Annotated in this window: 22 protein-coding genes; 14 read left to right on the forward strand and 8 right to left on the reverse strand. The window is 72.5% G+C overall.

Annotated elements, in window-relative coordinates; genetic code table 11:
• Window positions 1-187 precede the first annotated feature (187 nt).
• The gene (locus AC07FY_RS20275; RefSeq protein ID WP_479008059.1) at window positions 188-622 is read left to right on the forward strand and encodes a type II 3-dehydroquinate dehydratase; all 435 of its coding nucleotides are present in this window, start codon (window positions 188-190) and stop codon (window positions 620-622) included.
• Window positions 623-725: 103 nt separating this feature from the next.
• Here AC07FY_RS20275 and AC07FY_RS20280 read toward each other — a convergent pair whose 3' ends face one another.
• On the reverse strand, window positions 726-1523 hold the full coding sequence (locus AC07FY_RS20280) for a VOC family protein (protein WP_479008061.1): 798 nt from the start codon (window positions 1521-1523) through the stop codon (window positions 726-728).
• Between the two features lie 174 nt (window positions 1524-1697).
• Here AC07FY_RS20280 and AC07FY_RS20285 point away from each other — a divergent pair, with 174 nt between their 5' ends.
• Complete coding sequence (locus AC07FY_RS20285) at window positions 1698-2543, forward strand: sulfurtransferase (protein WP_479008063.1); 846 nt, start codon at window positions 1698-1700, stop codon at window positions 2541-2543.
• 96 nt (window positions 2544-2639) lie between these two features.
• On the opposite strand, the gene sepH is transcribed toward AC07FY_RS20285, so the two are convergent.
• The 3 genes from sepH to AC07FY_RS20300 all read right to left on the reverse strand — a co-directional run bounded on the left by sepH (window position 2640) and on the right by AC07FY_RS20300 (window position 7497).
• Window positions 2640-3692 (reverse strand): septation protein SepH, encoded by a 1053-nt coding sequence (sepH, locus tag AC07FY_RS20290; protein WP_479008065.1) that lies wholly within the window; start codon window positions 3690-3692, stop codon window positions 2640-2642.
• A 1272-nt stretch (window positions 3693-4964) separates the two neighbouring features.
• Window positions 4965-6290 (reverse strand): D-arabinono-1,4-lactone oxidase, encoded by a 1326-nt coding sequence (locus AC07FY_RS20295; RefSeq protein ID WP_479008067.1) that lies wholly within the window; start codon window positions 6288-6290, stop codon window positions 4965-4967.
• Window positions 6244-7497, reverse strand: a complete 1254-nt coding sequence (locus tag AC07FY_RS20300; RefSeq protein ID WP_479008069.1) for an MFS transporter — start codon at window positions 7495-7497, stop codon at window positions 6244-6246. Before AC07FY_RS20300 ends, AC07FY_RS20295 begins: the two co-directional genes overlap by 47 nt.
• 172 nt (window positions 7498-7669) lie before the next feature.
• Here AC07FY_RS20300 and AC07FY_RS20305 point away from each other — a divergent pair, with 172 nt between their 5' ends.
• Both AC07FY_RS20305 and AC07FY_RS20310 read left to right on the forward strand, forming a co-directional pair.
• Window positions 7670-8839 carry a ferrochelatase gene (locus AC07FY_RS20305; RefSeq protein WP_479008071.1) on the forward strand — a complete coding sequence of 390 codons (1170 nt, stop codon included), beginning with the start codon at window positions 7670-7672 and terminating at the stop codon, window positions 8837-8839.
• Window positions 8840-8851: 12 nt separating this feature from the next.
• Window positions 8852-9655 carry an inositol monophosphatase family protein gene (locus AC07FY_RS20310; RefSeq protein WP_479008073.1) on the forward strand — a complete coding sequence of 268 codons (804 nt, stop codon included), beginning with the start codon at window positions 8852-8854 and terminating at the stop codon, window positions 9653-9655.
• A gap of 136 nt (window positions 9656-9791) precedes the next feature.
• On the opposite strand, the gene AC07FY_RS20315 is transcribed toward AC07FY_RS20310, so the two are convergent.
• A complete protein-coding gene (locus tag AC07FY_RS20315; protein WP_479008075.1) occupies window positions 9792-9971 on the reverse strand; it encodes a hypothetical protein in 180 nt (59 codons plus the stop codon).
• Window positions 9972-10229: 258 nt separating this feature from the next.
• Between AC07FY_RS20315 and AC07FY_RS20320 the strand changes: the two genes are divergently transcribed.
• The 4 genes from AC07FY_RS20320 to AC07FY_RS20335 all read left to right on the forward strand — a co-directional run bounded on the left by AC07FY_RS20320 (window position 10230) and on the right by AC07FY_RS20335 (window position 13757).
• Complete coding sequence (locus AC07FY_RS20320) at window positions 10230-10883, forward strand: response regulator transcription factor (RefSeq protein WP_030036265.1); 654 nt, start codon at window positions 10230-10232, stop codon at window positions 10881-10883.
• Between the two features lie 5 nt (window positions 10884-10888).
• Window positions 10889-12130, forward strand: coding sequence for a sensor histidine kinase (locus tag AC07FY_RS20325; protein ID WP_479008077.1), 1242 nt, complete (start codon window positions 10889-10891; stop codon window positions 12128-12130).
• Window positions 12131-12512: 382 nt separating this feature from the next.
• Window positions 12513-12809, forward strand: coding sequence for a DUF4193 domain-containing protein (locus AC07FY_RS20330; RefSeq protein WP_030008769.1), 297 nt, complete (start codon window positions 12513-12515; stop codon window positions 12807-12809).
• 12 nt (window positions 12810-12821) lie between these two features.
• Entirely contained in the window at window positions 12822-13757 is a 936-nt protein-coding gene (locus AC07FY_RS20335) for a hypothetical protein (RefSeq protein WP_479008079.1), read from the forward strand.
• A 41-nt stretch (window positions 13758-13798) separates the two neighbouring features.
• On the opposite strand, the gene AC07FY_RS20340 is transcribed toward AC07FY_RS20335, so the two are convergent.
• Complete coding sequence (locus tag AC07FY_RS20340; protein ID WP_479008081.1) at window positions 13799-14254, reverse strand: DUF3093 domain-containing protein; 456 nt, start codon at window positions 14252-14254, stop codon at window positions 13799-13801.
• A 57-nt stretch (window positions 14255-14311) separates the two neighbouring features.
• Here AC07FY_RS20340 and AC07FY_RS20345 point away from each other — a divergent pair, with 57 nt between their 5' ends.
• From AC07FY_RS20345 to AC07FY_RS20365, 5 genes are all read left to right on the forward strand, one after another.
• Window positions 14312-14896 (forward strand): PaaI family thioesterase, encoded by a 585-nt coding sequence (locus tag AC07FY_RS20345; protein WP_479008083.1) that lies wholly within the window; start codon window positions 14312-14314, stop codon window positions 14894-14896.
• Complete coding sequence (dut, locus tag AC07FY_RS20350; RefSeq protein ID WP_479008085.1) at window positions 14896-15441, forward strand: dUTP diphosphatase; 546 nt, start codon at window positions 14896-14898, stop codon at window positions 15439-15441. The genes AC07FY_RS20345 and dut overlap by 1 nt, the downstream gene beginning before the upstream one ends.
• A gap of 1 nt (window position 15442) precedes the next feature.
• Complete coding sequence (locus AC07FY_RS20355) at window positions 15443-16234, forward strand: DUF3710 domain-containing protein (RefSeq protein ID WP_479008087.1); 792 nt, start codon at window positions 15443-15445, stop codon at window positions 16232-16234.
• A gap of 180 nt (window positions 16235-16414) precedes the next feature.
• Entirely contained in the window at window positions 16415-16834 is a 420-nt protein-coding gene (locus AC07FY_RS20360) for an OB-fold nucleic acid binding domain-containing protein (protein WP_479008089.1), read from the forward strand.
• A gap of 3 nt (window positions 16835-16837) precedes the next feature.
• Window positions 16838-17569, forward strand: a complete 732-nt coding sequence (locus tag AC07FY_RS20365; protein WP_479008091.1) for a DUF3159 domain-containing protein — start codon at window positions 16838-16840, stop codon at window positions 17567-17569.
• A gap of 189 nt (window positions 17570-17758) precedes the next feature.
• On the opposite strand, the gene AC07FY_RS20370 is transcribed toward AC07FY_RS20365, so the two are convergent.
• A complete protein-coding gene (locus AC07FY_RS20370) occupies window positions 17759-18421 on the reverse strand; it encodes a potassium channel family protein (protein WP_479008093.1) in 663 nt (220 codons plus the stop codon).
• Window positions 18418-19086, reverse strand: a complete 669-nt coding sequence (locus AC07FY_RS20375) for a potassium channel family protein (protein WP_479008095.1) — start codon at window positions 19084-19086, stop codon at window positions 18418-18420. The genes AC07FY_RS20370 and AC07FY_RS20375 overlap by 4 nt, the downstream gene beginning before the upstream one ends.
• 363 nt (window positions 19087-19449) lie before the next feature.
• Here AC07FY_RS20375 and AC07FY_RS20380 point away from each other — a divergent pair, with 363 nt between their 5' ends.
• Window positions 19450-21504: an APC family permease gene (locus AC07FY_RS20380; protein ID WP_479008097.1), complete on the forward strand. Its 2055-nt coding sequence runs from the start codon at window positions 19450-19452 to the stop codon at window positions 21502-21504.
• Window positions 21505-21586: the final 82 nt, after the last annotated feature.

The following is a 21586-nucleotide window of genomic DNA, read 5'->3' on the forward strand; positions in this document are numbered from 1 at the left end:
GACGCACCAGGCGTTCTCCAGTGCGTCCCGAGCCGGCGTCGAGGAAGGACGGGCCGGTTTCTCGAGAACGCCGCCGGAACTACCAGCGCTGATGATGGTGCCGGTCGGGCGGGCCCGACACGATGGGCGTGATCCGGGTCCGGGTTCGCGGTCCTCCAGTTCGCCGACGGTGTGAAGAGGTGTCCCCTTGAGTGTCGTACTTCTCCTGAACGGTCCCAATCTGGGAATCCTGGGACGGCGCGAGCCGGAGATATACGGCACCGACACACTGGCCGACATAGAGAAGGCGGTCGCCGAAGAGGTGGACGCCCGGGGATGGGACGTCGTCTCCGTCCAGCACGACTCCGAAGGGGAGCTCGTCCGGGCCCTGCACGAGCACAGCGACACCACGGTGGGGGCCATCGTCAATCCCGGCGCGCTCATGATCGCGGGATGGAGTCTGCGCGACGCCCTGGCGAGCTATCCGCCGCCGTGGGTGGAGGTGCACCTCAGCAACGTCTGGGCCCGCGAGCAGTTCCGCCACGAGTCGGTGATCGCCCCCCTGGCCAGCGGTGTGGTGGTCGGCCTCGGCTCGTTCGGCTACCGGCTGGCCGCCAAGGCGCTGCTGCACCTGGTGCCGTGACCGGAAGGGTTGACCGCGTCGCGCCGCCCCGCACGGCACCCCGCTCCGGCTCGGCCCTGTCGTCGAAGTCCCGCCCGGCCCGGCGCCACTTTGACGACAGGGCCTAGGCCGACGCCCGCGAACGCGACCGTACGAGCCCGAAGACGGCGCCCTCCGGGTCCGCGACCGTGGCCACGCGGCCGGTGAGGCCCTCCCGGGCCGGTTGCACGATGCGGCCGCCCAGGTCGAGGACCTTGGCCGCGGCCGTGTCGGTGTCCTCGACCTCGAAGTAGGCCATCCAGTGCGGCCCCCGGTCGTGCGGCAGGGAGCGGCCCACGCCGTGCACGGCGGCCACCGGGCGGCCCCCCAGCAGCAGGGTCACGTAGTCGAAGTCGTCCGAGGCGGTGGAGTGCGTCTGCGGCTCATGGCCGAAGACGTGCTCGTAGAACTTGCCGACCGTCGAGGCGTCCTGGGTGACGAGCTCGTTCCACACCGGAGTGCCCGGGGCCCCGTACGAGCGGGTGCCCATGCGGCTCTGCGCCTGCCACAGTCCGAAGATCGCGCCCAGCGGGTCGGAACAGATCGCCACGCGGCCGGCGACACCGGCGTCCAGCGGGCCCACCGCCACCGTGCCGCCGCACGAGCGGATCGTCTCGGCCGTGGCGTCGGCGTCGTCCGTGGCCAGGTATGTCGTCCAGGCGACCGGAAGATGGCGGTCCGGCGGCATCTCGCCGATGCCCGCCACCTCCTGGCCGTCCAGCAGGGCCCTCACGTACGGGCCGAGCTGCTCGGGACCGGGCTCGTACTCCCAGCCGAACAGGTCGGCGTAGAAGTCCTCGGTGGTTCCGAGGCCGTGCACCATGAGGCTCACCCAGCACGGGGTGCCGGGTGTGCGCCGAGTGGCCTTCGCTGCCTCGGTCATGTCAACCGTCTCCTCCGTCGTCCCGTTGCCGCTGCTGATGCTTCCACTCCGGGGGGCCCGGCGCGCTTCGACCGGGCCGCACGTCCGGGCCCCGGGAGGAGATGACCGGATCAAGGCGCCCCCCGGGCGGCGGGCTTGTGACCCGGGTACCGGGCGGGGAGGAAGATGGCCGGTATGACTGCGACCCCACCGATCCTCTCCGCCGCCGAACTCATGAGCGAACTGGCCGGTTCCCGGCCTCCCGTGCTGCTGGACGTCCGCTGGCAGCTGGGCGGCCTCGACCAGCGCCCCGCCTACGACGCCGGGCACCTGCCCGGTGCGGCGTACGTCGACCTCGACCGCGAACTGGCTGGTCCGGCCGGGTCGGGCGGGCGCCACCCGCTTCCGGACCCGGAGGCGTTCGGGGCGGCGATGCGGCGGGCCGGGGTCTCGGCGGGCGTGCCGGTCGTCGTGTACGACGGCGGCCAGGGCTGGGCCGCGGCCCGGGCGTGGTGGCTGCTGCGCTGGACGGGGCACGCGGACGTACGGGTCCTGGACGGCGGCCTGGACGCGTGGACGTCAGCGGGGGGTGACGTGTCGGCCGACCGGGTGATTCCCCCGGAGGGCGATTTCAAGCCAAATCCGGGCGCCGTCGGGCTGCTCGACGCGGACGGGGCGGCCGCGCGGGCGCGTGCGGGGGTGCTTTTGGACGCGCGTGCGGGGGAGCGGTACCGCGGGGAGGTCGAACCGATCGACCCGGTCGGCGGCCACATCCCGGGCGCGCTGTCCGCCCCGACCACGGAGAACGTCGGTCCGGACGGCCGCTTCCTGCCCGTCGGCGCCCTGCGCGCACGCTTCGCCGCGCTCGGCGCCGCGGGCGGCGCGCCGGTGGGCGTGTACTGCGGTTCGGGGGTGTCCGGCGCACACGAGGTCCTGGCGCTGGAGATCGCGGGCATCCCCGCCGACCTCTACGCGGGCAGCTGGTCGGAGTGGTCCCGCGACCCGGCCCGCCCGGTGGCCACGGGCCCCGCGCCGCAGTAACGGCGGGCGGCGCACCCGGGCGGGCGACATCCCGCCCGGGGGCGGGAGCGCGCCCCGCCGGGGACGGGAGCGGGCCCGACCCGGGCGGCCGGCGTGCTACTCCTGCTTCTTGCGGCGGGTGCCGAAGACGATCTCGTCCCAGCTGGGCACCGCCGCCCGGCGGCCGGGCCGGACGCCGTCCGCCTCGGCCTGCCGGTCCGTGGTCCCCGTCAGCCGCTCGCGGTGGCCGGCCACCGTACGCGGCATCAGGACATCGGCGTACGCCGAGCCCGCGCCCGCCGAGGCGGCCGGAGCAGGCGGTTCCGCCACCTCTTCCTCCGGCGCCGGGTCCTCGGGCGCCCGTTCCGGGACCACCATGTCGCCCCGGAAGCTCGGGACCGCCTCCAGCAGGCTGGTCAGCGTGTCCCGCTCCTCCTCCGGCTCCGGTTGGGGGGCCGTCGGCCGTTCCAGCTGGCGGTCGAGCGCGCGGTCCAGCGGCCGGTCGCGCGGCAGCCGCGCGATCCTCGGGACGAAGGGGAAGCTCGGTTCCGGAGTGGCGGGCAGGTCGTCGGACTCGCCGATCAGCGAGCGCGCCTCGTCGTCCACGGCCACGACCAACCGGCGCGGCGGGTCGTACGTCCAGCTCGCCGAGTGCGGCTCACCGGCGACCCGGTAGACGAGCAGGACCTCCCAGGTGCCGTCGTCGCGGCGCCAGGAGTCCCACTGGACGGACTCCTTCTCCGCCCCCCGCAGGGACAGCCGCTCCTGCACGGCCTCGCCGAGCTGCGGACCGGTGTTCTCGCCGGGCCGGCGCACGGGGGTCTTGCGGGCCCGCTCGGCCATGAACGCGCGCTCGGCGAGCACCGGGCCCTCGAAGCGTCGTACGCGGTCGACGGGGATGCCGGCGAGTTGGGCGACCTCCTCCGCGGAGGCACCGGCTCGTATGCGGGCCTGGATGTCACGGGGGCGGAGGTGGCTCTCCACCTCGATCTCGATCTGGTTCAGGCGCGCGCGGTCGTTGCGCACGGCGGCCCGCAGCCGTTCGTCGATCGGAAGCGTGTACTCCGTGCTGTCCCCAGCCTTGAGCACCAGTCGTGTGCCGTCATTTGAGACGGCCACGACACGCAGTTCGGGCATGGGGACCTCCCGGGTGGTGCCTGCCGACGTCACGTGCGTCGCTGCTTCCGCTAGTCGAGTGTGGCCTGCCCGGGTGCAGCCTGCCACAACCTTGCCGAGTTAAACCGGCGTGTCGGGCATGCGCCCTTGATCGCCGTTATGGCACGGTTACCTGTTGGGCACGCACAGTGACCGAACGGTTACTGTGCGCAGCAGGCGCCCGTGCGATACCGCGGCATCACCGGTCTTCGAGCGCCGTTCTCCATCAACCGGCCCCCTCTCCCGAGTCCGGACATCCGTAAGGAAGGACGGCCCCAGGGCTCGTCACAGTACTCCATTCGGGCCACCTGGGTGGACCGCCGCGCCGCCGGACTTCTCCCGGACGGCGGGAGTTGGCCTGCCCTCCGGCGGCTCCCACCTGCACCCGCGCCCGTTTCCGGGTGTCCTGCTTCACACGATCCACAGAAACGGAACTAATCGTTTCGCTCGGTCGTCGGTCACTCGTGAAGGCTTCCGACGCGGGAGAGGAGGGACGTACGCGGGATGGCGAAGGGTCAGAAGACGGCGCACGACGCCGAACCGGAGGACGCGAAGCTCGACCTGAGCGCCGCCCAGGTGGCCGGCAGTTCGCTCGCCACCGTCGCGGCGGCCCTGCTCGCCTCGCGGTTGGGGGTCTACGGCACCATCCTGGGCGCCGGTGTGGTCAGCGTCGTCGCCACCGCCGGCGGCCCCGTCGTCCAGCACTTCTTCCGGCGCACCGGCGACCGGCTGCGCGGGACCGCCCGCCCGCGGACCCGACCGGTGCCGCCGCCCGGCGGGCCCGAGGACACCGCGCCCTGCGGGGAGTTCGGTGCGGCCACCGTGCACGGCACCCGCGTGCGGGGCTGGAAGCGCACGGCCGTGGCCGCCGGGGCCGCCTGCGCCCTCGGCCTGGGCGCCCTCGGGAGTTACGAGGCGATCGCCGGCACCTCGGTCAGCGCCGACGGCGGCACCATCTCTCCGGAGGCACCCGCACGGCGCCCGACCACCGTCCCTCACCGCCCCCGGGCCCCCACCGGACGCCGGGCACCGGCGGAACGCGGAGCGCGACCCCGGACACCTCGACCGGCCCGGACCCTTCCGGCCCGCACGGCGGCGGCGGTCGGGGCGCGGTCCCGACGCCCACCCCCGCCGACCCGGGGGACCCGACACCGAGCCCCACCCCCGCGCAGCCCACCCCGACGCCGGAGCCGACCTCCCCGCCCGCCCCGTCCGCGCCCCCCGACCCGGCCGGGCCGACGCCGTCCGGGCAGGGCCCGGCCGCTCCCTGAGGGGGGCGCCAGGGGGTCAGTCGCCCAGGATGCGCCGCAGGTAGTCGTTGCCGAACAACCGGCCCGGGTCGAGCCGGTCGCGGAGCGCGGTGAACTCCGCGAACCGCGGGTACGCCCCGGCCAGGTACTCCGCGTCCCGCGTGTGCAGCTTGCCCCAGTGGGGCCGGCCGCCGTGGGCGGTGAAGATGCGCTCGGCCGCGGTGAAGTAGGCCTGGTAGGGGGTGCCCCGGTACATGTGCACCGCGATGTAGGCCGTCTCCCGGCCGGAGGCCGTCGACAGCGTGATGTCGTCCGCCGGCGCCGTGCGCACCTCGACCGGGAAGCTGACGCGCAGCCCGGAGCGGTCGACCATCGCCCGGAGCTCCCGCAGCGCCTCGACCACCCGCTCCCGGGGGAGCGCGTACTCCATCTCCACGAACCGGACCCGGCGCGGACTGGTGAACACCCTGTAGGGGATGTCCGTGTACGTGCGCGCGGACAGCGCGCGGCTGGCCACCCGGGCGATCGCGGGGATGGTGGCCGGGACCGCGCGGCCCAGCGAGTTCACCGCCTGGAAGACGCCGTTGGACAGCAGCTCGTCCTCGATCCACGCGCTCACCGGCCCGGGCGGGGCCGCGGGGCCCTGGCTGCGGTTGTTCCGCTTGGTGTTGCAGTTGCCGGTGTGGGGGAACCAGTAGAACTCGAAGTGCTCGTTCTCCGCGACGTGCTCGTCGAACTCGGCGGTCACCCGGTCGAAGCCCATGGGCTCCTCACGGGCGGTCAGGAAGAAGACCGGTTCGACGGCGAGGGTGAGCGAGGTGACGATGCCGAGCGCCCCGATGCCGATCCGGGCCGCGGCGAACACCTCGGGGTTCTCCGTCTCGGAGCACGTCAGCAGCTCGCCGTCCGCGGTGACCAGCTCCATGCCGCGGATCTGGGCGGCGATGGAGGCCGAGTCCCGACCGGTGCCGTGGGTGCCGGTGCCGGTGGCGCCGGAGACGGTCTGCTCCATGATGTCGCCCATGTTCGTGAGCGACAGGCCCTGCCGGGCCAGGGCCGTGTTCAGGTCCCTCAGAACGGTGCCCGCGCCCACCGTGACCGTCCCGGCGGCGCGGTCGAGCGAGCTGATCCCGGCCAGCGCCTGCGGCCGTACGAGCACCCCGTCGGTCACGGCGGCCGCGGTGAAGGAGTGGCCGGTGCCGACCGCCTTGACCCGCAGGCCCTCTTCGGCGGCCCGGCGGACCACTTCCTGGAGTTCCCCGACCGAGGCCGGGGTGACGGTGCGCGCGGGCGTGGCCCGGACGTTGCCCGCCCAGTTAGACCACGCGGTCCTGCTGCTGTGCCCTGCTGTCGCCGTCCCCATCGGTAGCTGGCTCCTCCCCTTGCGCCGGCTTCGTCAGCCGGCGGTATCCCGCGAACGCCACCGCCGCCGCGGCCACCCCCGACGCGATGGAGACGACGAACCCGCGCTGCGCGCCCGCCGCGTCGATGACCAGACCGGTCACCGAGGAGCCGACCGCGACGCCGACCGCGAGGCCGGTGCTGATCCAGGTCATGCCCTCGGTCAGCTTCGCGCGTGGTACGTGCGCCTCGATCAGGGCCATCGTGGTGATCATCGTGGGAGCGATGGCGAGGCCCGAGACGAAGAGCGCCACGGCCAGATACGGAAGGTCCCCGGCCAGTAGGAGGGGGATCATACTCACGGCCATCGCGCATACGCCCACCACCCATCGCAGTTCGGTCCGGCCCTTGAGGTGGAGCAGGCCGAAGACGATTCCGGCGATACAGGACCCCAGTGCCCAGATCGCCAGGATGAAGCTCGCCCAGGACTTGTGCCCCTCCTCCTCGGCGAAGGCCAGGGTGGACACGTCGATGGAACCGAAGATCGCGCCCGTCGCCACGAAGGTCAGCGTCAGCACCTGCAGGCCGGGGGAGCGCAGGGCCGAGGTGCGGTCCCCGCCCTCGCTGCGCGGATGCGGCGCGGGCTCGGTGGAGCGCTGAGCGGTGAGCAGCCAGACGCCGACCAGCAGGCAGACGGCGGCGATCAGCGGACCGGCCTCGGGGAACCAGGTGGTGGACAGGCCGATGGCGATGATCGGGCCGAAGATGAAGCAGACCTCGTCGACCACCGACTCGAAGGAGTACGCGGTGTGCAGCTCGCGCGGGGAGTCCTGGTAGATGACGGTCCACCGGGCGCGGACCATCGAGCCGACGCTCGGCACGCAGCCGGCGATCGCGGCGAACACGAAGAGGGTCCAGTCGGGCCACCCGCTCGCGGCGGCCACCAGCAGCCCGGCGACCGAGGCCACGGAGACCAGGGTGGCGGGGCGCAGGACCCGCCGCTGGCCGTACTGGTCCACCAGCCGCGAGACCTGCGGGCCGACCACCGCGGCGGCCAGGGCGAGGGTGCCGGTCAGGGCGCTCGCCATCGCGTACCGGCCGGTGATCTCGGAGATCATCGTCAGGATGCCGACCCCGACCATCGATATGGGCAGGCGGCCGATGAGGCCGGCGGCGCTGAACCCCTTGGTGCCGGGGGTCGCGAAGATGGCGCGGTAGGGACTGGGCAAGGGGTCTCCGTAAGGGACGTCATCTGCCCGTACAGGTTACGACCGCCGGCGCGGCACCCGCACGGGAAACGCTCCCGACATGGGAACTTAGGTTCACCTTACCTCGCACGGGCGGGCTGTCCCCGGCCGGGCCGATTCCCGCCGGACCGGGCCGGGTGGCAGGATTCGAGGCATGTCAGACCAGCTCCGCGCCGCCGCCGCCCGGCCCCCGGCCGAAGGTTCCGCCGCCCCCTACGACGCCCTCCTGCTGCTCTCCTTCGGGGGGCCCGAGGGCCCCGACGACGTCGTGCCGTTCCTGGAGAACGTCACGCGCGGGCGGGGGATCCCGCGGGAACGGCTCAAGGAGGTCGGGCAGCACTACTTCGGCTTCGGCGGGGTCAGCCCCATCAACGCCCAGAACCGGGCGCTGCTCGACGCGCTGCGCAAGGACTTCGCCGAGCACGGGCTGGACCTGCCGGTCTACTGGGGCAACCGCAACTGGGCGCCGTACCTGACGGACGTGATGCGGGAGATGGCCGCCGACGGCCGCCGCCGGATCGCCGTGCTCGCGACCAGCGCCTACGCCTCCTACTCCGGCTGCCGGCAGTACCGCGAGAACCTCGCCGACGCGCTGGCCGCCCTCGCCGAGGAGGGCCTGGAACCGCCGCGCGTGGACAAGCTGCGCCACTACTTCAACCACCCGGGCTTCGTGGGGCCCATGGTCGACGGGGTGGTGGCCTCGCTCGCCGGGCTGCCCGAGGACGTGCGCTCCGGCGCGCACCTCGCCTTCACCACCCACTCCATCCCGACGGCGGCGGCCGACACCTCCGGCCCCGTCGAGGACCACACCGAGGGGGGCGAGGGCGGCGCGTACGTCAGGCAGCACCTCGACGTCGCCCGGGTGATCGCGGACGAGGTGGCCGCGCGGACCGGCGTCAGCCGCCCCTGGCGGCTCGTCTACCAGTCCCGCAGCGGAGCCCCGCACATCCCGTGGCTGGAGCCGGACGTCTGCGACCACCTGGAGGCCCTGCACGCCGAGGGGGCGCCCGCCGCCGTGATGGTGCCCATCGGCTTCGTCTCCGACCACATGGAGGTCCTCTACGACCTCGACACCGAGGCCACCGCGAAGGCGGCCGAGCTGGGCCTGCCCGTCGCCCGCTCGGCGACGGTCGGGGCCGACCCCGCGTTCGCCGCCGCGGTACGCGAGCTCGTGCTGGAGCGGGCCGCCAGGGAGCGCGGGGAGACGGTCCCGGAGTGCTGGGTGGGCACGCTGGGACAGAGCCACGACCTGTGCGCCGTGGGGTGCTGCCCGGGGCGGACGCCCCGGCCGGCGGCCGCGGGCGCCGACAGTCCGTACGCGTAGGGATGAGGAACCTTGATCTCCGATGAGCTGAAGGCCGAGCTGCTGGACGTCGGCCTGGAGGCCGCCCGGCAGGCCGGCGCCCTGCTGCGCGACGGCCGGCCGGCCGACCTGGCGGTCGCCGCGACCAAGAGCAGCCCCATCGACGTGGTGACCGAGATGGACATCGCGGCCGAGAAGCTGATCACCGGCATCCTCGCGGAACGGCGGCCCGAGGACGGGCTGCTGGGCGAGGAGGGCGCGGACGCCCCCGGGACCAGCGGGGTGCGGTGGGTCGTCGACCCGCTGGACGGCACCGTGAACTACCTCTACGGCCTGCCCAGCTGGGGCGTGTCCATCGCCGCCGAGTACGGGGGCGAGACCGTGGTGGGCGTCGTGGCGGCCCCGATGCGCGGCGAGACCTACCACGCGGTCCTCGGCGGCGGGGCCTGGCTGGGCGCACTGCGCCTCGCCTGCCGGCCGGCGGCGCCGCTGGACCAGGCCCTGCTCGGGACGGGCTTCGCGTACGTGCAGACCCGGCGGGCGCACCAGGCCGAGGTCGTGGCGCGGATCATCCCGCTGGTCCGCGACATCCGGCGGGGCGGCTCGGCGGCGCTGGACCTGTGCGACGTGGCCGCCGGGCGGCTCGACGGGTACTACGAGCGCGGGCTGAACCCCTGGGACCTGGCGGCGGGCGACCTGATCGCCCGCGAGGCCGGGGCCCTGACCGGCGGCCGGCCGGGGCGGCCCGCGACGGGCGAGCTCACCCTCGCCGCCACCCCCGAAGTCTTCGCCTCCCTGCAGCCGCTGCTGGAGGCGGCGGGGGCCTGGCACGACTGACCCGGGGCCCGGCCGCGCGGGGAATTCCCCCCGCACCTCGGGGAACCCCGGCCGCGCGTGGGGAATCCCGGCGCACACGAGGGGACCCCGGCGCCCCGAGGGGCGGCCGGGGTCCGGGCCGTGACGGGGGAGCCGGTCAGCCGGCGGGCACGGCGACCGAGACCGGGACTCCGTGCTCGGCGGCCAGGCGGTGGAGGTCCTCCAGCTCCGCCTGCTCCACGTCGGCGAGGAAGTCGTCGCCCGCCTCGCGGGCCTGCCTGAGGTCCGTCTGCGTGGCCCTGATGCGCTGCAGGAGACCCGCGGTGAATGCGTCCATGGTGGGTTCGCCCCCTCTTCGTGGGTCGGCGGCGGCGTGGCGATCCGCCGTCAGGGAGTGGTCGGGGTGTGGTGACGTCCTCCCCGGCACCCCGGGCGCAGAAACCTCGTGAGCCGTGGGAATCCCCGCCTCCGCCCGGCACGGGCCCGTCGCTGCAGCGTGCGAGCGGCGCCTTACAGCCGGTTTACGGCCGAAAGGGGCAGGATGGGCGACGCAACACACGTGTGCCCTGCCGGGGCTCGGAGGAAGGAAATCGACGTGCGCGTACTCGTCGTCGAGGACGAGCAGCTGCTCGCCGATGCGGTGGCCACCGGCCTGCGCCGGGAGGCCATGGCCGTGGACGTCGTGTACGACGGCGCCGCCGCCCTGGAGCGGGTCGGCGTCAACGACTACGACGTGGTCGTGCTCGACCGGGACCTCCCGCTCGTCCACGGCGACGACGTCTGCCGGAAGATCGTCGAGCTCGGGATGCCCACGCGCGTCCTGATGCTGACCGCCTCCGGCGACGTCAGCGACCGGGTGGAGGGCCTGGAGCTCGGGGCGGACGACTACCTGCCCAAGCCCTTCGCCTTCACCGAGCTGACCGCCCGGGTGCGGGCCCTGGGGCGGCGCACCACCGTCGCGCTGCCGCCGGTCCTGGAGCGGGCCGGCATCAAGCTGGATCCCAACCGGCGCGAGGTGTTCCGCGAGGGCAGGGAGGTGCAGCTGGCGCCCAAGGAGTTCGCCGTGCTGGAGGTCCTCATGCGCAGCGAGGGCACCGTGGTCTCGGCCGAGCAGCTGTTGGAGAAGGCGTGGGACGAGAACACCGACCCCTTCACGAACGTCGTCCGGGTGACCGTGATGACCCTGCGGCGCAAGCTGGGCGAGCCGCCGGTCATCGTGACCGTGCCGGGCTCCGGATACCGGATCTGACGCGCGTGCCAGCCAACCCGGCGCCACCGGTCGCGCCGCCCAAGCCGACCTGGGACCCCGCCGCGCCGGAGAGTCCCTTCCCGTGGCTGCGGCCGACCATCCGCATACGCCTCACCCTGCTCTACGGCGGGATGTTCCTGATCGCGGGCATCCTGCTGCTGTCGATCATCTACCTGCTGGCGGCCCAGGCCCTGCGGGAGGGCAACGCGCCCCCGTTCCAGATCGTCGGCGGCGAGGTGCGGGTCACCAGCAGCACCTGCCCCGGTGTGGTGGGCCAGCTGACGCCCAGCGAGTTCAACGCCGCGATCGGCCAGTGCATGCTCGAACAGCGCAGGCACGCGCTGGACGACCTGCTGAGCCGTTCGCTGATGGCCCTGCTGGGCCTGAGCATCATCGCCTTCGCCTTCGGCTACGCGATGGCCGGCCGGGTGCTCTCGCCGCTCGGCAAGATCACCCGCACCGCCCGCCGCGTCGTCGGATCCGACCTGACCCGGCGGATCGAGCTGGACGGGCCGGACGACGAGCTCAAGGAGCTCGCCGACACCTTCGACGAGATGCTCGACCGGCTGGAGCGGGCCTTCACGGCCCAGCAGCGGTTCGTCGCGAACGCCTCGCACGAGCTGCGGACCCCGCTCGCGATCAACCGCACGCTGCTGGAGGTGCACCTCTCCGACCCCGGGGCGCCGCTCGAGCTCCAGCAGCTCGGCAAGACCCTGCTCGCCACCAACGAGCGCAGCGAGCAGCTGGTCGAGGGCCTGCTGCTGCTGGCCCGCAGCGAGAACCAGATCGTCGAACGCAAGCCCGTGGACCTGGCGGAGGTCGCCTCCCGCGCCCTGGACCAGGTGCGCGGGGAGGCCGAGGCCAAGGGCGTGGAGATCCGCGGGGAGCGCGCCCTGGTCGTCATCCCCGGCAACGGCGTGCTGCTGGAGCGGATCGCCCTGAACCTGGTGCAGAACGCCGTGCGGTACAACGTGCCGGAGGACGGCTGGGTGGAGGTCACCACCGAGGCCCAGCACGGCACGGCGGTCCTGGTGGTGTCGAACACGGGTCCCGTGGTCCCCGCGTACGAGGTGGACAACCTGTTCGAGCCCTTCAGGCGGCTGCGCACGGAGCGGACGAACAGCGACAAGGGCGTCGGGCTCGGGCTGTCCATCGCGCGCTCCGTGGCGCGTGCCCACGGCGGACGGATCCAGGCGATCCCCCGGGAAGGCGGTGGTCTCGTGATGCGCGTCACTCTTCCCATGTGAGCACAGCGCCCCGTGTTCGCTTTTGGCTGAATACCTGTCCCATGAAGACAACCGGCCCTGTGTGATCGATCACATGACCGGGTGTCGGACCATGTGCGTTCTGTGACCCCTTGAGGGCCGGAAAGCCCGGGACGTCCGGGTTTCCGGCACCCCGGATGGCGGGAAATACACGGGGTGGCGTTTGTGCAAGACGACCCCGGGACCGTGTACGGTCCCGGTCGTCATCCCAGCTGAGTGCTCCTTCAGGCAGGCGGCTGGGTGTCGATTGAGTAACAGACCTTGATGTGAGGCAAAATCTCCGCCTCAGGTCGGGCACAAGTCCGGCCTCTCGCGCGTTACGTGCGCTGAGACACCGCTAACACCCAGAGGGGGAGAGCGAACAATGGCAACGGACTACGACACCCCACGCAAGACCGACGACGACGTCGACAACGACAGCATTGAAGAGCTGAAGGCCCGACGTAACGAGAAGTCGACCTCGTCCGCGGACATGGACGAATTCGACTCGGTCGAGAGCATGGAGCTTCCCGGCGCGGACCTCTCCAACGAGGAACTGGCCGTCCGGGTCCTGCCGAAGCAGGCCGACGAGTTCACCTGCATGAGCTGCTTCCTGGTGCACCACCGCAGCCAGCTGGCCCGCGAGAAGAACGGTCAGCCGATCTGCCGCGACTGCGACTGAGAGGCGTCCGCCGTGGCCGGCTCGACACCGTTTCGGAAGCGCCGCTTCCGGAAGTCCGGTGATCCGGCGGAGACGCGAGGAGGAACCACGGACCCGCGCACGGGTCCCGGAACCTCCGGCGGCTCCGCCATCGAGAGTGCCGATGTGCCCTCCGACACCGCCCCCGCGGTGCCGTCGGACACAGAGGCCGGCGAGGAGGCCCGGCACCGGTCCGGGACCCGTCGGCTGCAAGCCGTCAGGAACGGTGTACGCAAGGGCGGCGAGGGTGTCAGGGACGCCGCCCTGTACATCGCCGAAAGGATCATCGAGAACGCACCGCGCGTTCCGGTTCGGGACCTCGCGACCCTGCGCGCGCAGTTCCCGGGCCTCGACCCCGATCAGCTTGCCGACAAGCTGATCCTCGGCGCCGCCAACGCCACCTCGGCCGTCGGCGCCGGCATCGGAGCGGCGGCCATGCTGCCCGTCCCGCCCGCCATGCCGGCGGAACTGGCCGCGGAGATCACCGGCGTCGCCGCCATCGAACTCAAACTGGTCGCCGAACTCCACGAGGTCTACGGCCTGCGCCCGCCCGGCACGGTCCGGCAGCGCAGCGTCGCCTACCTGACCTCCTGGACCGAGGAGCGCGGCGTCGACCTCACCAAACCGACCACGCTGAACGCGGCGCTCGGCGGCCAGATGAAGCGCGAACTGCGCCAGCAGATCACGAAGCGGATGGTCCGCAACCTGCCCAACCTCATCCCCTTCATGATCGGGGCGGCCGTCGGTGCGGCCATGAACCGCCGCGACACCCGCAAACTCGCCGAGAAGGTCCGTGGAGACCTGCGCGGTCGCGCCGTGCCCTGGGAGTCCCTCCCGCAGCTCCCGCCCCTGGAACAGCCCTCCCAGCCCCTTCCCGAGGCCGTCAGGGTCGCACTCGAGGGCCCCGGACGGCAGGACGGCGGAGGCTGAGGACCCCCGGCCCGCGACGCCGGCTCCCGAAGTCGGCGGGGTCAGCCCTTCGCCGCGAGGATGGCCGCCCGCAGGGCCTCCGGCTCGCGGGTGGAGACGTACACGTAGGGGGTGGGATCCGCCGGATCGGTCACCTCGACGCGGACCGCGGTCGGCACGTAGCCGCGCAGCAGCATGAACGCGCGGGTGTCGGCCTTGTGGGTACGCCAGGCGCGCGCCTCCTCGGCGTCCAGGACCTGCGGTTCGCCCAGGGCCGCCACCGGGATCCGCGCCTCACCGGCCGCCAGCGCGCCGTTCACCACGCGCACGCGCGCGGAGCCGTACGAACTCACCAGCATCCCGGCCAGTCCGGCGCCCCCGACCAGCCCGGCCAGCAGCGGCAGCGTGCCCAGCGGCAGCAGCATCAGCGCGCACGCGAGGCCGGTGAGCGCGGCGATGCCCCACCAGGAGCGGGGAGCGGTCAGGCGTTCGTCGTGGAGCGCGGGGGAGGGCTGCATGAACCAAGCCTGCCACGAGGCGTCCGGCGGATGGCCGCGCGGGTAAGGTCTGCGGCTGTGAGTGGACGAAACACAGCGTTGACGCCCCCGGCCGATGCCGCCGCGCCGGTCCGGCACCCCGACGCGCCCGCACCCGGCGAGCTCCTCGGCGCGCACTACGAACACTGCTTCGGCTGCGGCGGGGGACAGCCGCACGGACTCCACCTGGAAGCCCGTGCGGGTGAGGGCGTGCGCATCACCGCCGAGTTCACCGTCAAGCCCGCGCACCAGGGCGCCCCCGGCCTCGCCCACGGCGGCGTGCTGGCCACCGCGCTCGACGAGACGCTCGGCTCGCTCAACTGGCTGCTGCGCGTCATCGCCGTGACGGGCCGGCTGGAGACCGACTTCGTCCGGCCCGTTCCGGTGGACACGGTGCTGTACCTGGAGGCCGAGGTCACCGCCGTCGCCGGGCGCAAGATCTACTGCAGCGCGGTCGGCCGGATAGGCGGCCCCGAGGGTCCCGTCGCCGTACGGGCGGACGCGCTGTTCATCGAGGTGAAGGTCGACCACTTCATCGACAACGGTCGGCCCGAGGAGATCCGGGCGGCGATGTCCGACCCGGACCAGGTCAGGCGCGCCCGCGCCTTCGAGGTGAACCCCTGATGTCCCTGAACGACCACGGCCCCCGCCACGACGTCGACGTGCTCATCCGCCGCGTCGACCCGGAGGTCCCCCTGCCCGCCTACGGTCACCCCGGTGACGCCGGCTGCGACCTGGTGACCACCGAGGCCGCCGAGCTGCAACCCGGCGAGCGGGCGGTCCTCCCCACCGGGGTGTCCATCGCGCTGCCCGACGGGTACGCCGCCTTCGTGCACCCGCGCTCCGGCCTGGCCGCCCGCTGCGGGCTCGCGCTCGTGAATGCCCCGGGGACGGTGGATGCCGGGTACCGTGGGGAGATCAAGGTGATCGTGGTCAACCTCGACCCTCGCGAGAGCGTCCGGTTCGAGCGCTTCGACCGCATTGCCCAGCTGGTTGTCCAGCGGGTCGAGAAGGTGCGCTTCCACGAGGTGGCGGAACTTCCCGGCTCGGCCCGGGCCGAGGGGGGTTTCGGCTCCACCGGCGGTCATGCGGCCGTGGCCGGATCCGGCACTGGTCAGCAGGGTGGGAATGGCTACGCTTCGGTCGTAACCGACCGGGAAGGACAGTGACGTGTTCGGACGTCGCAAGAAGAACGACTCCGCCAAGGACGGCGGCGCGACCGAGCAGGTCGATGGCCGTGTGTCCGGCCTGGACGCCGGCGGGCAGGACGGCGCCGAGGAGCTCGACGCGGCCCAGCCGCGCCGGGTGAACCTGCCTCCGGCCCCGCGCCCCGACGGCCCCTGGGACGTCTCCGAGGTGCTCGGCGACCCGGCCGACGGCCGGGTGGACCTGGGCGGCATCTTCGTACCCGGGGTCGAGGGCATGGAGCTGCGGGTCGAGGTCGCCGGGGACGCGATCGTCGCCGCGACCGTCGTCCTGGGCGACAGCGCCGTACAGCTGCAGGCCTTCGCCGCACCGCGCAAGGAAGGCATCTGGGGCGAGGTCCGCGAGGAGATCGCCTCGGGCATCACCCAGCAGGGCGGCATCATCGACGAGGTCGAGGGTCCGCTGGGCTGGGAGCTGCGCGCCCAGGTTCCCGTACCGCTGCCGGACGGGCAGACCGGCGCGCAGCTGGTCCGCTTCGTCGGCGTCGACGGTCCGCGCTGGTTCCTGCGCGGCGTCATCTCCGGCCAGGGCGCGGTGCGCCCCGAGTCGGCGGGGGTCCTGGAGCAGATCTTCCGGGACACCGTCGTGGTCCGCGGTGACGGCCCGATGGCGCCCCGCGACCCGATCGTCCTGAAGCTGCCCAACGACGCCCAGATGGTGCCGGACGGCGTGCAGACGGAGGAGCAGGAAGGCTCCCGCTTCGGCGGCGGCATGGGACAGCTGGAGCGCGGCCCCGAGATCACCGAGGTCCGCTGACCCCTCCGGTCGACGGCCCGCGGAGCTTCCGCACGCCTCGGGCCGGTGGGCCCCGCCCCCTCGGGCGGGCCCACCGGCCTTTTCACGTGGGGGAGGAGCCGGACCGCCGGCACCTCATCACCGAACCGGGCCCGGTGCACCGCTTCGAGAGGTGGTGCGCACGCCGGTAGGCTTCCTGTTATGAGTGCTGAACCGCGTCCCGAGAAGCCCGCGAAGCCGGCCAGGCCGGCGGGCCGGTTCCGCCGGATGATAGAGCGGCTGTCCACCTCGCAGGAGGAGCTGCATTCGGCGGAGCTGCAGGAGGACGCAGAAGCCGCGGGGTGCACGCGCATCTGCGACTGCGACGACCGGCAGATAGTGAAGGTGACCGGCACCCTGCGTACGGTCACCCTGCGGCCGCGCGCGGGCGTCCCCGCCCTCGAGGCGGAGCTGTTCGACGGCTCGGCGGCACTGGACGTGGTCTGGCTCGGGCGTCGCTCGATCGTGGGAATCGAGCCGGGCCGGCGCATGATCGCCTCCGGCAGGATCTCCATGACCCACGGCCGCCGCGTGCTCTTCAACCCGAAGTACGAACTCCGACCGCTCGGACAGGAGCACTGACCGGTGACGTCACTCGACAAACCGACCACCCCGGAACCGGGCCCCGACGGCGCCCCCGCCGACGACCAGGGCGCACTGACCCAGGCGGCGCTGTTCGACGCCTTCGGCGGCATCCGGGGCACCGTGGAGACGATGCTCCCCGGGCTGCTGTTCGTCATGATCTACACGATCAACCGGGACGTGAAGCTCTCCGCCCTCGCGGCGGGCGCGGTCGCGGTCCTGCTCGTGATCGTGCGACTGCTGCGCAGGGACACCGTGAAGCACGCCTTCAGCGGCGTCTTCGGCGTGGGCGTGGGCGTGGCCTTCGCCCTGTTCACGGGCAGCGCGAAGGGCTTCTACCTGCCGGGCATGATCTACGGCGCAGGGCTGGGCGTGGCCTTCACCGTTTCGGCGCTGGTGGGCTTCCCCCTGCTGGGCGTGATCCTGGGGCCGGTGTTCAAGGAGAACCTGTCCTGGCGCACCCGCAACCCGGGCCGCAAGAAGGCGTACGTCAAGGCCAGCCTGGCCTGGGGCATCATCTTCCTGGTCAAGTACGCGATCCTCTTCCCGCTGTACTGGTGGGGCGACGCGACGCAGCTCGGGTGGGTGCTGATCGCCCTGAAACTCCCGCCGATGGTGCTCGCCGTGTACTTCACCTGGGTCTTCCTGGCCAAGGCCCCGCCGCCGATCGACGTGATCGCGGAATGGGAAGCGAAGGAAGCCGCCCAGAAAACCCCCGGCGAAAACCGCCCGTAGCCCGCAGGCGCCTCCCAGCCCGACAGGGCATGTCCGGCCACGCGCGTTTGAGGCGCAGGGTCAGGGGCGGAGCCCCGGGAGCGGCGCGGCACCCGCAGGACCGTCCGTCCGGCGGCACAGCACGAAGGGGGCGGGGGCGACCGATCAGGTCGCCCCCGCCCCCTTCGTCGTGCGAGCGTGCCTGCTGGGTTACCGGCGGGCCTGGAGGAGGATCTCCAGCTGCTCCTCCCGCGCCTGCGCCGCCACGAACAGCAGCTCGTCGCCCGGCTCCAGCGTCTCCTCCCCGTGCGGGGTGAGGACCCGGTTGCCGCGGATGATCGTGACCAGCGAGGTGTCCTCCGGCCAGGTGAGGTCGCTGATCTGCCGGCCGGCGACCGAGGAGTCCGGGGGCAGGGTCAGCTCGACCAGGTTCGCGTCGCCGTGGCTGAAGCGCAGCAGCCGCACCAGGTCGCCGACGCTCACGGCCTCCTCGACCAGGGCCGACATCAGCCGCGGCGTGGACACCGCGACGTCGACGCCCCAGGACTCGTTGAAGAGCCACTCGTTCTTCGGGTTGTTGACGCGGGCCACCACCCGCGGGACCCCGTACTCGGTCTTGGCGAGCAGCGAGACGACCAGGTTGACCTTGTCGTCGCCGGTCGCCGCGATGACCACGTTGCACCGCTGCAGCGCCGCCTCGTCCAGCGAGGTGATCTCGCAGGCGTCGGCCAGCAGCCACTCCGCCTGCGGCACCCGCTCCACCGAGATGGCGGTCGGGGCCTTGTCGACCAGGAGCACCTCGTGCCCGTTCTCCAGCAGCTCGCCCGCGATGGAACGGCCCACCGCGCCTGCCCCGGCGATCGCGACTCTCATGCGTGTGCCTCCTCGGGCCCCTCGGCGAAGGCCGCCTCGACCTTTTCGATCTCGTCCGTGCGCATCATGACGTGGACGAGGTCGCCCTCCTGGAGGACGGTCGCCGACGTGGGCAGCATCGCTTCGCCCAGGCGGGTCAGGAAGGCGACGCGGACGCCGGTCTCCTCCTGGAGCTTGCTGACCTTGTGGCCGATCCAGGTGTCCGAGGCGTGCACCTCGGCGAGCTGCACGCCCCCGCTCGGGTCGCGCCACAGCGGCTCGGCGCCCGAGGGCAGCAGCCGGCGCAGCATCTGGTCGGCGGTCCACCGGACGGTGGCCACGGTGGGGATGCCGAGGCGCTGGTAGACCTCGGCGCGCTTGGGGTCGTAGATACGGGCGGCGACGTTCTCGACGCCGAACATCTCCCGGGCCACGCGGGCGGCGATGATGTTGGAATTGTCACCACTGCTGACCGCGGCGAAGGCGCCCGCCTCCTCGATCCCGGCCTCCCTCAGGGTGTCCTGGTCGAAGCCGACGCCGGTGACGCGGCGGCCGCCGAACCCGGCCCCCAGCCGGCGGAATGCGGTGGGGTCCTGGTCGACGACGGCGACCGTATGCCCCTGCTGTTCCAGGGTCTGCGCGAGGGCGGAACCCACTCTTCCGCAACCCATGATGACGATGTGCACGGCCGTCCTTCCGGCTGTCAGCGGCTCGCTGGTACCCAGCCTCATTGCATGCTCTGGTTTAACAGGGTCTCAGACGATGGCCCAAGCTACACACGGGCGGTCACGGACGGGACCTCCTCCGTCCCGGTGGGGTGGCCCGCCCGGCATCCGGCGTCCGCTCGGCATCCGCCCGGCGTCCGCTCGGCACGTGCACGGCCTGCGGCCTGCGTACGACGCGGAGACGCAATCCGGGCGGCGACGGCACGGCCACCGGCACGAGCGGACCGCGTCCGGACGACATGAGCGCCCGCATTCAGGCGGCGCCGTGCCGCGTGGCGGGGTGCGGTTTCGCCAGGCCGATTTCGAACGCTTACGATCCTCTCCGTGTCCAAACTGACCGACGTGCCCAAACGGATCCTGATCGGCCGGGCGCTACGCAGCGACCGCCTCGGGGAAACGCTCCTGCCCAAGCGGATCGCCCTCCCGGTGTTCGCCTCGGACCCGCTCTCCTCCGTGGCCTACGCCCCGGGCGAGGTCCTGCTGGTCCTGTCGATCGCGGGCGTGTCGGCGTACCACTTCAGCCCCTGGATCGCGGCCGCGGTCGTCGTGCTGATGTTCACCGTGGTCGCCTCCTACCGGCAGAACGTCCACGCCTACCCCAGCGGCGGCGGGGACTACGAGGTCGCCAACACCAACCTCGGACCCAAGGCCGGCCTCACGGTGGCGAGCGCCCTGCTCGTCGACTACGTCCTGACCGTCGCCGTCTCGATCTCCTCGGGAGTCGAGAACCTCGGCTCCGCCGTCCATTTCGTCATCGAGCACAAAGTGCTCTCGGCGATGGTCATGATTCTGCTGCTCACGCTGATGAATCTGCGCGGGGTGAAAGAGTCCGGGAACCTCTTCGCCATTCCGACCTACGTGTTCGTCGGAGCGGTGTTCGTCATGATCGCCTGGGGTGCCTGGCGGGGCATCGTCGTCGGCGACACCATGCAGGCCCCCACCGCGGACCTGGAGATCAAACCCGAACACCAGGGGCTGGCCGGCTTCGCGCTGGTCTTCCTGCTGCTGCGGGCCTTCTCCTCCGGCTGCGCCGCGCTCACGGGCGTCGAGGCCATCAGCAACGGCGTCCCCGCCTTCCGCAAGCCCAAGAGCAAGAACGCGGCCACCACCCTGCTGCTCATGGGCGCCCTGGCCGTCACCATGTTCTGCGGGATCATCGGCCTGGCCATGGCCACGAACGTGCGGATGGCCGAGAACCCCTCCGTGGACCTGCTGAAGGACGGCGTCCCCGTCGGCGACGACTACGTCCAGCACCCGGTGATCTCCCAGGTCGCCGAGGCCGTCTTCGGCGACGGCAGCATCCTCTTCATCGTGCTGGCCGCGGCCACCGCGCTGGTCCTGTTCCTGGCCGCCAACACCGCGTACAACGGCTTCCCGCTGCTCGGCTCGATCCTGGCCCAGGACCGCTACCTGCCGCGCCAGCTCCACACCCGCGGCGACCGGCTCGCCTTCTCCAACGGCATCGTGCTCCTCGCCGGCGCCGCCATGCTGCTCGTGTGGGTCTACGACGCGGACTCCACCAAGCTGATCCAGCTCTACATCGTCGGCGTGTTCGTCTCCTTCACGCTGAGCCAGATCGGCATGGTCCGGCACTGGAACCGCCACCTGAAGTCGGAGCGCGACCAGGCCGCCCGCCGCCGGATGCACCGCTCCCGCGCGATCAATACCTTCGGCGCCTTCTTCACCGGCATGGTGCTGGTCGTCGTCCTCGCGACCAAGTTCACCCACGGTGCCTGGGTCGCCCTGCTCGGCATGCTGATCTTCTACGGAACGATGAGCGCGATCCGCAAGCACTACGACCGGGTCTCCGCCGAGATCGCCGCCGCCGACGGCCCCAGCGACGACAGCGTGCGGCCGTCGCGGGTCCATTCGATCGTCCTGGTCTCCAAGGTCCACAAGCCCACGCTGCGCGCCCTGGCCTTCGCCAAGCTGACCCGCTCGGACACCCTGGAGGCGCTCAGCATCAGCGTCGACCCGGCCGAGACGAAGGCCCTGCGCGCGGAGTGGGACCGGCGCGGGATCAACGTCCCGCTCAAGATCCTCGACTCGCCGTACCGGGAGATCACCCGCCCGGTCGTCGAGTACGTGAAGGGCCTGCGCAGCGAGAACCCGCGCGACGCGGTCAGCGTCTACATCCCGGAGTACGTGGTCGGGCGCTGGTACGAGCACCTGCTGCACAACCAGAGCGCCCTGCGGCTGAAGGGCCGGCTCCTCTTCACGCCCGGTGTGATGGTCACCTCGGTGCCCTACCAGCTGGAGTCCTCCGAGCTGGCCAAGAGGCGGGCCCGCAAGCGCCAGGAGTGGAACGCCCCGGGCGCCGTGCGCCGCGGTCCGGTGGACACCCCGCGACCCCCGAAGGACCCCGCGGCAAAGGCCTGAGGGGCCGGGTACCGGGTTGGTGAACGGCCGGACGAGATCCACGTAAACTGGTGGGTCGGTCGTCCGGCCGTTCACCGTTTTC

The sequence above is a fragment of the Streptomyces sp. NPDC045967 genome (assembly GCF_056430495.1).